An 11,993-nucleotide genomic window follows, 5' to 3' on the forward strand; every position below is an offset into this window, starting at 1 on the left:
TTTTTTTCAATGATAAAAATTTTTCTTTATAAAGAAATGTATCTTTGATATTTTAAGATTTATATGATAAAAAACCCTGCTAATTTCAACAAGGAATTACAACAAAAGTTTCCTCACACTCCTACAAATAAACAAGGTGAGTTGCTAAAACTACTGAGTAATTTTATTTTTAATGAAGATAAGAATACACTGTTTTTATTAAAGGGTTATGCAGGTACAGGTAAAACTACTACTATAAGTACGTTTGTAAATTCATTATGGTCTGCGCAAAAAAAATCAGTTCTATTGGCACCTACAGGTAGAGCAGCAAAAGTTATTTCGGTTTATTCTAAAAGACCAGCTTACACCATTCATAAAAAAATCTATTTTCCTAAAAAACAAGCTAATGGAGGTGTAGATTTTGTTTTGCAACAAAACAAACATAGAAATACCATTTTTATTGTAGATGAATCTTCTATGATTCCAGATTCTAGACAAAATCAAAAATTGTTTGAAAATGGTTCTTTGCTAGATGATTTAATTAATTATGTTGATAAAGGTCAAAATTGTAAATTGATTTTTATTGGAGATACAGCCCAATTACCACCAGTAAAACTTACGTTAAGTCCAGCTTTAGATGCTGATACTTTATCTATCGATTATCAAAAAAGTGTTATAGAGATTGAGTTAGATGAAGTTATGCGTCAACATGAAAACTCAGGGATTTTGGCAAATGCAACTCAATTGCGATTTCTAATTCAGAATGATGGTGCAAACTTTAAATTCGATTTAGATTTTCCTGATATCATAAGGTTAGAGGATGGTTATGATATAGAAGATGCTTTGGTTTTAGCTTATGAAAATGATGGTGTAGAAGATACTGCTTTTATTGTGCGTTCTAATAAAAGAGCAAATCAATATAACCAACAAATACGTTTAAATATTAGAGGACAAGAAAACGAAATTTCTGCAGGTGATTTTGTGATGGTTGTTAAGAACAATTATTTCTGGTTAAAAGAATCTTCTGATGCAGGCTTTATTGCTAATGGAGATATTTGTCAGGTCTTAAAAATATTATCAATTAAAGAATTGTATGGTTTTAAGTTTGCAGAGGTAGAATTACGAATGATTGATTACCCAAACATGCCTGCTTTCGAGACTGTTTTATTGTTAGATACTATTTCTAGTGAAAGTCCGTCATTAACTTATGAGGAATCAAATAAATTGTATCAAGCAGTAAAAGAAGATTATGCAGATGAAAAATCGAAATACAAACAGTTTTTAGCGATTAAGAAAAATATCTATTTTAATGCATTACAGGTTAAATTCTCTTATGCTATGACTTGCCATAAATCTCAAGGAGGCCAATGGAAAACTGTTTTTATAGAACAACCTTATTTACCAAATGGAGTTTCTAAAGAGTATTTTAGGTGGTTGTATACAGCAGTTACCAGAACTCAAGAAAAATTGTACTTAATTGGTTTTAAAGATGAATTCTTTTTGGATTAGCGAATTAGATAGCTAACTAAAATTGTTCCATATTTATTACCATAGGTATATCTTAAATTTTCAGATTTGCTAGTATTATAGTTAAATGCATAGCCAAAATTAAAACGATTGGCTGTGAATTTTAGACCAACTTCTAAATCGAAAACAACAGGTATTAGCTCTTTAGTTACTTCACTGCTTGTATTTAAAAAGCTTCCTTGTAATGTGGCATCATAAAAGGCATATCTAACCATTGGTTTTATATAAAAGAAAGATTCAGCTTCTCTCTTATATTCTGTATCATCATTATTTAAATTGGTATTATATCCAATAGAATTCATGATGTCTTGCAAAGGAATAAATCCTAATCTCATATTTAAACCAGCACTAACATCAGTATAAATTGTACCAACTTGTGCTAAGGTTTCTAAGTTTAAATCGAAAGTTTTAGTCTCATTAAAAGCTAACCTTTGAATGAAAGAGGCTTTAAGGTTTAGTCCAAATGCATTTTGAATTTGATATTCCCAACCTTCAGCTTTTTTAAAACCATAAATATCATGAATAAACTCTTGTAGTTCTTGTCCATATGCATTAGGCCCAACAATACCAATTTGAACTCCATAATTTAGAATGCTATTTTTTTTGTATACGTTTTTTACTGAAAAACCTCCATATAAATAACCAGCAAAAGGCCTATCATGATCATCAATATTTGTTACAACAGGTTTATAAGGTGTAAACATTTCATGCCCTAATTGCCATTCAAATATTTTTTTTACTAATTTATTATTAGAGTTGTCTTTAATATATCTATAGTTTAAGAACATTCCATTTGTATAATATCGATCTCTTTTAAAGGATACATACAAATCATTATCAGTTACAAAACTAAACTCCTTAGAAAATTTTTCTTGAGAAAGAATTATAAATGGTAGTAGAAATAAGGCAATAGTAAGAGCACTTTTCATAGATAGCAAATATAAATTTTACTATTTAAAATGATAAATATTTAACACGATAATAAAAAAAAGGTTTTATTTTTAGGGTTCTTAATTTTAAAGAAAAATCTATGGGAAGATTAACAGAAGAGGATTTTGATAGTATTAACACTAATGAAGATCTGTTAAAACTAATCAAAGAGAAAAATGTTTCTTTTTCTAAAGTAAAAAAAACACTTTCTTATGATGAGGAATTGCGTTTACTTCAAATAGAACTGGTTAAATTACAAAACTATATTTCTTTAAATAACAAAAGAGTTGCTATAGTTTTTGAGGGTAGAGATGCTGCTGGTAAAGGTGGTAATATTCGTAGGTTTATGGAGCATTTAAATCCTAGATCTAGTAGATTAGTGGCTTTAAATAAACCCACAGAAGTAGAAAAAGGGCAGTGGTATTTTCAAAGATATATTAAAGAACTTCCAAACCCTGGCGAAATTGTTTTTTTCGATAGAAGTTGGTACAATAGAGCTGTAGTAGAGCCAGTTATGGGTTTCTGTACAGAAAATCAGTATAAGCAATTTTTAGTGCAAGTTCCTGAATTTGAGCACATGATGTATGAAGATGGAGTTATCATCATTAAATTTTGGCTATCTATAACTAAAGAAGAACAAGGTAAACGCTTTGAAGGGCGAAAAGAAAATCCTTTAAAAAGATGGAAATTTAGTCCTGTAGACAGACAAGGTCAAATTCTTTGGGATAAATACACACATTATAAAGAAGAAATGTTTTCTAAAACCCATACCTCTTATAGTCCTTGGGTTATTATAAAAACAAATGATAAAATGTCTGCTAGATTAGAAGCTATGAGACATGTACTTTCACAATTCGATTATGAAGGGAAATCAGAAGCAGGTACAGCAGTAAATCCAGATCCTAATATTGTAATGCGTTATTATAGATCTAGTATTCATAAAATAGATTAAAGGTATGAGTGATAAATTATCAGAATCAGATTTAAAAAAATTAAATTCTAAAAAGGGTTTACTTGCACTTTTATCTAAACAGCCATTAAGTGTAGATAAAGCTTTAAGATATGTAAATTACCAAAAGAAGCTAAAAAAGCTTCAGGTAGAGTTGATTAGAATGCAAACTTGGGCAATTAATAATGATGAACGAATTATTGTAGTTTTTCAAGGTAGAGATGCTGCAGGAAAAGGTGGTGCTATTAGAAGAATTACAGAAAGAATCAATCCACGTTTTATGCGAATTGTAGCTTTACCTAAACCTACTAAAGACGAACAAAGTCAGTGGTATTTTCAAAGATATGTAGAGCAATTACCAAAAGCAGGAGAAATGGTTTTCTTTGATAGGAGTTGGTATAATAGAGCAGTAGTAGAACCTGTAAATGGCTTTTGTACTTTAGAAGAATATAATACGTTTATGAATCAGGTAAATGATTTTGAAAGAATGATTTTAGAATCTGGTATACATTTAGTGAAAATCTACATGTCTATTTCTAAAAAAGAACAAGCTAAACGTTTTGCAGACATTAAGAGTGATCCATTAAAACAATGGAAAATGACAAAGTTAGATGAAAAAGCGCAAGACCTTTGGGATCAGTACACAGAGTATAAAAATGCAATGTTCGAAAAAACGAATACTGTTCTTTCTCCATGGAAAATTATAAGAGCAAATAGAAAAACAGAGGCTAGAATTAATGTTATTAATCACGTATTAAAAAGTATTCCTTATGATAAAAATTTAGAAATATAGCAGATACTATTTTCTAAAAAAATGAGTTATACTTTTTACCTTGAGTAAAGTTTCTATGAAAAAAAACTATTCTACACTACTTTTTTCTTTCTTATTCATAGTACAAATTACATTTGGGCAAAATGCACCAGTTGCCAATAATGATAATTACGAAACAGAAGTTAATACAACTTTAAACCTTTCTGCACCTGGTGTTTTACAAAATGATACAGATGATAATGGAGATGCTTTAACTGTTACAGAATTTGTAGTAAATGGCACAACATTTTCTGCAAATGATACTGCTGCTATTGCAGAAGGAGACATTACTATAAATGCAGATGGAAGTATGTTTTTAAATCCGACTTTCAATTTTACAGGAGACTTGCCAACAATTATTTATAGAATTACAGATGGTACATTTGTAAGTTCAGCCAACTTAACAATTGCTGTAGTTTTTCCTCCAACAGCACCAATTCCTATGGATGATTATGACACTGTAGAAATCAATACAACTTTAAACGTTGATGCTCCAGGTGTTCTAGTAAATGATACAGACATTAATAATGATGTTTTAACTGTAACTGAATTTGTAATTAACGGAATTGGTTATTCTGCAGGAACAACAGCTGTGTTTGCACAAGGTAGTTTTACACTAAATCCAGATGGAAGTTATCAATTTATACCAACACCTAATTATTTTGGTGATGTTCCTGTAATTACTTACAGAATTACAGATGGTACTCTTCAAGGTCAGGCCTTATTGTTTTTTACGGTAGAAAGAGTAACAGATTTACTAAATATTGCAAGTTTTAATAGCTGTAATCAGGGTTTTACAGTAGATGGAGACTATAAAGTAAGGTATACTATGGTCTTAGAAAACACTAGCACTGCTAGAGATTATAACGAATCTAGTTTAATACGAAATATAGATATCGTAACAGATTTGCAAAGTACTTTTGGTTCTGGCTGCGTAATTGATGTTTCAGAATTTAGTGTAGAGAACAATCAATTTACAAGAGACTTTGTAAACGATGGTGCTTATCCAAGAGAATTTACAAATGGAGCCATTAATGCTGGTTTTTCAAATTCAACATCAACCTCTGTTTTTAATCAAAATGCCATAGATAATTTAGTTTTGTATCCAAGGCAAAATGTAACTATAAGCTATTGTGTAAGTATAGATCCTTTTTGTGATGGTAGACCTAACCCAACTCCTTCAGGCTCAGGAATCGATTTTACAAATAATATAAATATTACTACAAATAGAGGTAATGATTCAGAAACATTAACCCTTACAGATTTTCATACAACAGAAGCTATTGTTACTGCTGGTTTATTTGTCCCAGAATTTAACGATTCTATAGATCCACCAGGAACTATAAATCCAGATGGAACTTACGACTATACAAATACTGTTATTATTACCAATGAAGGTGCATCAACAGCAAATAACATAAACTATAACATGGGTTTAGGTAATTTTATAGATAATGGAATTACGTTTACAGAACTAAGAATTCAACAAGCTTCTGGTCCAGCAGTTACCATCAACCCAAATTATGATGGTGAAAATGATACCTTTTTACTGTCTACTAACAACTCTTTAGCTGCTGGCGAAGTTGTGGTTTTAGAATTGTTTTATCTTATAGAGCCTTATGCATCAACTAGATATAGTTTTTTCTATCAAAATGCCAGATCATTCACACAAGGAGGAGATGACAATTATGATGAAACAACTACAGCAAGAAGAAGGTCTGATTCTTATGTAATTTGGTCAGATAATTTGGGAGATCATTTAGATAGATATTATGTTGTGAGTTCTCCAACAGAAAGTCCTTCATCAGCTAATCAATGTGAGTGTGTTACAAGTAGTATGCGCTTTTTATTTGATACAGATACTGATGCTTCAAAAACTATAACCTCTGTAAATTCTGTGCCAAATGGTATTTTAGAACACGAAGAAGTCACCTTTCAAATCACTTTTCAGAACAGTAGTGAAGCTGTTCAATTAAACGAATTACAGGTAATAGATGATTTAACTAACAGTTGTGGAGGTAATATAGTTTCTGTAAATAGACCAATAATTTCCAATTCTACAGCAACAACAGATCCTACCATAAATGCGAACTTTAATGGAGTAACAGACACCAATATTTTTATTGGTACAGATGGGGTTTTAATGGCTGATGAAACAATTACAGTACAATTTTCTGTAGTTTATGCTGAAGCATGTATTGGTATAAATACTGCTACTTTTTCTGCAAGAGATCCTTTAGGAACAGCAGTTACTTCTAGTGCAGATGCTGATGTAGATGCTTCTACAGATTCAGATGGAGATTCAGTTATCAACTCATTAGATTTAGATGATGATAATGATACAATTCCAGATTTAGATGAATACAATGGTTTAGATCCTTTGCAAGATGATGATGCAGATTTTATTCCTAATTATAGAGACACAGATTTTGGAGTAGATACAAATGGAGATGGAATTGTAGATCTTTTTGATTTCGATAATGATGGAGTGCCAAATCATCTAGATTTAGATTCTGATAATGATGGAATATTGGATATTTATGAAGCAGGAAATTTTGATGAAGACACTAATAATGATGGTACAACAAATAATAATGTTGGTGCAAATGGATTAGATAATACTTTAGAAAATAATGATGCTATAACTGCAACTATAACTTATACCATTCTTAACTCAGATACAGATACTAATTTTGATTTTTTAGATATTGATTCAGATGCAGATGGAATTGTTGATAATATTGAAGCTCAATTAACCGCAAATTACGTTACTTTAAATGGTATAGTAAATAGTTTAGGTGTTGATACAGCATATCCGAATGGATTAAACCCAATTGATACCGAAAATGATGGAATAGTAGATTATTTAGATACAAATTCTGATGGTGATATTCGTGAAGATTTTATTGAAGGTTGGGATACAGATGCAGATGGAAATCCAGAAATTGTGGCCTCAAATACAGATGCAGATAATGATGGTCTAGATGACGCTTTTGATAATGATAATACAGTAATTAACCCAACAAATAGTCAAACTCCATTAAGTTTTCCTAATGCAGATAATGTAGATACAGAAGAACGAGATTGGAGAGAAATTATCGCTATTGAAATTTTAATTAATGATGTTTCTGAAACAGAAGGCAATACTTTCGATTTTATATTAACCTTAGTCACTAAAAGAGATAATTCTATTTTAATTGAAAGTGCAACACCTATTGAAATAAATTTTTCTACAGAAAACGGAACAACGAATACAGCACAATTTGAAGTAGCAACTGCACCTTTCGATTTTACTGCCATTAATAATGTAGATTTTACAATTCCGCCTTTTACAAATACAGCTCAATTTTCTGTAAATTCTTTAGAAGATATAATTGCAGAACTATCAGAATTATTCTCATTAGTGGGCACTGTAACTTCAAATAATACAGATAATATAACAATAACAGGTATTGGTACTATACTAGATAATGATGATCCACCATCAATTACTATGGATGATTCTAGAGAAGATGAGGGTATAGATTTAGTGCATACAATTACCCTTAGTAACCCATCATCAACACCAATTGCAATTAATATTATTACCACTGATGATTTGGCTATAAGTCCAGATGATTACACAGCAATTTCTGAAGTTGTTGTTATTGATGGTACAGTAGATCCTAATAATGCCAATACTCAAATTTCTTTTTCAATAAGCTCTAATTTGGATAATTTAAACGAATTAGAGGAAGAAAATTTAGACGTTCTAGGTGTTGTTACCAGTAATAATGTTGGTGTTCAAGATTTACAAAAAGTGGCTATTATAGTGGATGTAGATCCTAACCCGTTTGTAGAAATTACAAATCCTATTGTAGAAGAAGGTGCCATTTTAGAATTTACAATTACATTGTTGAATGCTAATTCTGAACCCATGCAGAATTATTTACCTATAAATATTATTTTAGAAACTATAGATGACACCACATTTGCTACAGAGGATTACGAACCTATCAATATTCTAACAAGTATTCCTGCATTTACTTCCACAATAAGTCAGAATGTAATCACTATAGATGATAGGTTAAATGAAGATACAGAACAACTGTTTTTACAAACTACAACCAATTTAGATAACATATTAAATACAACAATGCCAAGAGGTCTAGGTACTATTAAAGACAATGATTATCCTAATTTATTTTCCCCAAATGGAGATGGAGTAAGTGACGTTTTTAAAATTTCTGGTATTGTAGAAGATTATCCAAACTTCAGGTTGGTTATTGTAAATCGTCTAGGAAATGAAGTTTTTAATTACAGTAATAATGGTAATGTAAATCCTTCTTGGTGGGATGGAACTTATAAAGGAAACCCAGTATCTACTGGTGTTTATTTTTACACTTTAGATTATAATGATGGTGTAACTAAACCAAAATCTAACTTTATACAATTAATAAGATAATGAGAAAATTTAAATCCTTTATCTTAAAAATTCAATTTAGTAAGCAATTACTTCTTGGTGTTTTATTGTTGTTATTAGTTAGCTCAAGTTATGCTCAACAATTACCTAATTACACTCAGTATTTATATAATATGCAAATTATAAATCCTGCTTATGTTGGTACAAGAGCAGAATTAAGCATGTCTGCATTGTCTAGAGAACAATGGGTAGGTTTAGAGGGTGCACCTACTACTAGAACGTTTTCAGTTAATGGTAGAACAAGAAGAGGTTTAGGTATAGGAGCAACTTTTGTAAACGATCAAATAGGTTTGTCTACCACCAATAATGTAAATGTAGATATATCTTACACTTTAATTACTTCAAAATATAGCAGATTATCTTTTGGATTAAAAGGAGGGTTGACCTTTTTTGATAATAACTTAGCCAATGCAATTACTCCTGATAATGAAATAAACACATCCATTTCTGGTCAATACCCAAATGTAGGTTTTGGAGCATTTTTTTACAATAGAAAATTTTATGCTGGTTTATCTATACCCTACATTTTAGAAACACCACAATTTTATATAGAAGATAATTTCTCTGAAGCAAGACTCGCAAAAAATGCGAATTACTTTCTTACTGCAGGTTATTTATTTGAGTTAAGAGAGGGTGTAATCTTTAAACCTTCTACAATGGTTAGGTACTCAGCCAATTTACCATTATCTATAGATTTAAATGCTAATATTTTCTATAAAGATAAAATAGAGGCAGGTTTGTCTTATCGTCATCAAAACTCTTTAAGTGCTTTATTTGCTTTAATTATTAAAGAAAAATTTAGAGTTGGTTATGCCTATGATCATAGATTTGAAGCTTTTGGAGGCAATTTTAGCACGCACGAATTTATTCTTCACATAGACATCAATCTGAAAAGAAACACAAGGTGGTTGTTAAGTAATAAGTGTTATTTTTAAGAAATAATTTCTTTTACAGCTGCAAAAATATAACCAACTTCAGCTGCAATTTTTTCATTAACAGCTAGGTAAGCTGCTTCTTGATTACTTGATCCATCAGATGATTTTGGATCTGCAAAGGGCAAGTGATAACGATGTGAAGCAGATGCAATAAACGGACAATTTTCATCTGCATTATTACAAGTAGTTATAGCTATAAATGGTTCTTTATTTACAACATCATCATACAATTTAGAAAAGCCAAGTAACGTATTTCTAGAATCGCTATAAGAGATATTGTACTTAGGGTTCTGATGAGAAAAATCTTCTAACTGAAAGTTAAAACCAGCTTTTTGCAAGGTTTTTACAGTATTTCTATGAAACGAAGTTACTTCTGTTCCTCCAGAAAAAGAGTTGATGTTTAATTTATAATAATGGGCTGCCAAAAAAGCCCAAACTTGAGAAAGTTGGCTTCTTCTAGAATTATGAGTACAAATAAAATTAAGATTAACAACCTCATTCTTGGTGTACTCTTTAGCTATAGCTTCAGCTATTTGCAATAACAGATTTTTTCTGTCTTCTAAAATTGTATTTCTTTTTAAAGCACTGATAAAGAAACTTTTTGCAGAAATATTAGAAGTCTTCAACATCATTAATTATTTTTACTGCAAAAATAAGACTTACCATTATTTCCTTAAATTAAGATACAGTTAAGAATGCGTTTAGAAATTGGAAACAAAGTAGCAGTTTTAGATGATGTTTTAAAAGGTATTGTAATTGCAATTGATGCAGATGCTATTACCATTGAAACAGAAGATGGTATGCCATTTAAGTTCGCTAAAAGAGAGTTGGTTAAAATAGAAGAAGATCAGCATGAATTGTCTAAATTTTCTGATATTAATAATCCACTATTAAACCAAAAAATTAGCGATAACAAACCCAAGAAAAGTTTATTTACTAAAACTAAAAACGAAGTTATTTTAGAAGTTGATTTGCACATTAATCAACTTCTAAAATCTACTAGAGGATTAGATAATTATGATATGTTGAATCTTCAAATTTCAACAGCAAAAAGAAAAATTGAGTATGCAATCTCAAAACGCATTTCTAAAATAGTTTTTATTCATGGAGTAGGAGAAGGCGTTTTAAGAGCAGAACTTACAAGTTTATTGAATAGATATCCTGTAAAATATTACGATGCTTCCTATAAAAAATATGGCTTAGGAGCTACTGAAGTTTATATCTATCAAAACGTGAATTAATTGTATTTTTGCAGTATGAATGCTATTTATTTAGATAATGCTGCCACCACAAAAATAGACGATGTTGTTTTAAAAACAGTGCATGAAAGCATGCAAGACGTTTTTGGGAACCCATCTTCTACTCATCAATTTGGTAGAAAAGCAAAATCTGCAGTAGAAACTGCTAGAAAAAATATTGCGAAACATTTTAATGTAACTGCTAGCGAAATTGTTTTTACTGCTGGTGGCACAGAAGCAGATAATCTTATTTTAAAAAATGCAGTTCTTAATTTAGGAGTTCAAACCATTATCACTTCTAAAATAGAGCATCATGCTGTATTACATACTTGTGAATTTTTAGAGAAATCAGAAAACATTTCTTTACAATTTGTAAATGTTAATGAAAAAGGCGCTATTGATTTAAATCATTTAGAAGCATTATTAACTGAATCTTCAGATAAAGTTTTGGTAAGTTTAATGCACATTAATAATGAAATTGGTACAATTTTACCCATAGAACAAGTAAGTGCTCTTTGTGTAGCTAATAACGCTTATTTTCATTCAGATACTGTACAAACTATTGGTCATTATAATTTAGATTTATTAAAAGTTGAGGTTGATTTTATAGCAGCAAGTGCACACAAATTTCATGGTCCAAAAGGAGTTGGTTTTGCCTATTTTAAAAAAGGTTCTGGTATTTTACCAATGTTTCATGGAGGAGATCAAGAAAGAGGAGCAAGGTCTAGTACAGAAAATGTGCATAGCATTTTAGGAATGCAGAAAGCCATGGAAATTGCCTACAAAAATTTAGATAAGGATAAAGAAAAGATAGAAGGACTTAAAAAGAACTTTATAGAAGGTTTAGAAAAGATATCATCTGAAATCAAGTTTAATGGTTGTTCTGGTAATTTTAATGAAAGTACTTACACTATTTTAAATGTTCGTTTTCCTATACAGAATGATATGTTATTGTTCAGTTTAGACATGGCTGGTATTGCAGTTTCTGGAGGTTCTGCATGCCAAAGTGGAAGTAATGTAGGTTCTCATGTGTTAGCAGAAATACTTTCTGGTAAGGAAGCAGATAATACCTCAGTGCGTTTTTCTTTTTCTAAATATACTACTAAAGAAGAGTTAGATATTACCTTAAAAAAAATAGAAGAGCTACTTTAAAAGCAGCTCT

9 protein-coding genes are annotated in these 11,993 nt (G+C 30.3%); 7 read left to right on the forward strand and 2 right to left on the reverse strand.

What is annotated here, in order from left to right:
• The first annotated feature begins 63 nt into the window (after positions 1 to 63).
• A complete protein-coding gene (locus LPB302_RS00385) occupies positions 64 to 1,488 on the forward strand; it encodes an ATP-dependent DNA helicase (RefSeq protein WP_053974379.1) in 1,425 nt (474 codons plus the stop codon).
• On the opposite strand, the gene LPB302_RS00390 is transcribed toward LPB302_RS00385, so the two are convergent.
• Positions 1,485 to 2,435, reverse strand: coding sequence for a lipid A deacylase LpxR family protein (locus LPB302_RS00390; RefSeq protein WP_053974380.1), 951 nt, complete (start codon positions 2,433 to 2,435; stop codon positions 1,485 to 1,487). The two genes, LPB302_RS00385 and LPB302_RS00390, sit on opposite strands and share 4 nt — an antisense overlap.
• Positions 2,436 to 2,536: 101 nt before the next feature.
• Here LPB302_RS00390 and ppk2 (LPB302_RS00395) point away from each other — a divergent pair, with 101 nt between their 5' ends.
• From ppk2 (LPB302_RS00395) to LPB302_RS00410, 4 genes are read left to right on the forward strand one after another with little or no spacing between them, the layout of a single operon-like run.
• Positions 2,537 to 3,388, forward strand: coding sequence for a polyphosphate kinase 2 (gene ppk2 / locus LPB302_RS00395; protein WP_053974381.1), 852 nt, complete (start codon positions 2,537 to 2,539; stop codon positions 3,386 to 3,388).
• A 4-nt stretch (positions 3,389 to 3,392) separates the two neighbouring features.
• On the forward strand, positions 3,393 to 4,178 hold the full coding sequence (gene ppk2, locus LPB302_RS00400) for a polyphosphate kinase 2 (RefSeq protein ID WP_053974382.1): 786 nt from the start codon (positions 3,393 to 3,395) through the stop codon (positions 4,176 to 4,178).
• A gap of 55 nt (positions 4,179 to 4,233) precedes the next feature.
• On the forward strand, positions 4,234 to 8,640 hold the full coding sequence (locus LPB302_RS00405) for a T9SS type B sorting domain-containing protein (RefSeq protein ID WP_053974383.1): 4,407 nt from the start codon (positions 4,234 to 4,236) through the stop codon (positions 8,638 to 8,640).
• Positions 8,640 to 9,593: a PorP/SprF family type IX secretion system membrane protein gene (locus LPB302_RS00410; RefSeq protein WP_053974384.1), complete on the forward strand. Its 954-nt coding sequence runs from the start codon at positions 8,640 to 8,642 to the stop codon at positions 9,591 to 9,593. The genes LPB302_RS00405 and LPB302_RS00410 overlap by 1 nt, the downstream gene beginning before the upstream one ends.
• Here the strand turns inward: LPB302_RS00410 and LPB302_RS00415 are convergent.
• Positions 9,590 to 10,225 carry a low molecular weight phosphatase family protein gene (locus LPB302_RS00415; protein WP_231658719.1) on the reverse strand — a complete coding sequence of 212 codons (636 nt, stop codon included), beginning with the start codon at positions 10,223 to 10,225 and terminating at the stop codon, positions 9,590 to 9,592. The genes LPB302_RS00410 and LPB302_RS00415 overlap by 4 nt on opposite strands.
• A 63-nt stretch (positions 10,226 to 10,288) precedes the next feature.
• Here LPB302_RS00415 and LPB302_RS00420 point away from each other — a divergent pair, with 63 nt between their 5' ends.
• Positions 10,289 to 10,834 carry a DUF8465 domain-containing protein gene (locus LPB302_RS00420; RefSeq protein ID WP_053974386.1) on the forward strand — a complete coding sequence of 182 codons (546 nt, stop codon included), beginning with the start codon at positions 10,289 to 10,291 and terminating at the stop codon, positions 10,832 to 10,834.
• A 15-nt stretch (positions 10,835 to 10,849) separates the two neighbouring features.
• Entirely contained in the window at positions 10,850 to 11,983 is a 1,134-nt protein-coding gene (locus LPB302_RS00425; protein ID WP_053974387.1) for a cysteine desulfurase family protein, read from the forward strand.
• Positions 11,984 to 11,993: the final 10 nt, after the last annotated feature.

The organism is Polaribacter dokdonensis (assembly GCF_024362345.1).
Lineage (GTDB): Bacteria > Bacteroidota > Bacteroidia > Flavobacteriales > Flavobacteriaceae > Polaribacter > Polaribacter dokdonensis.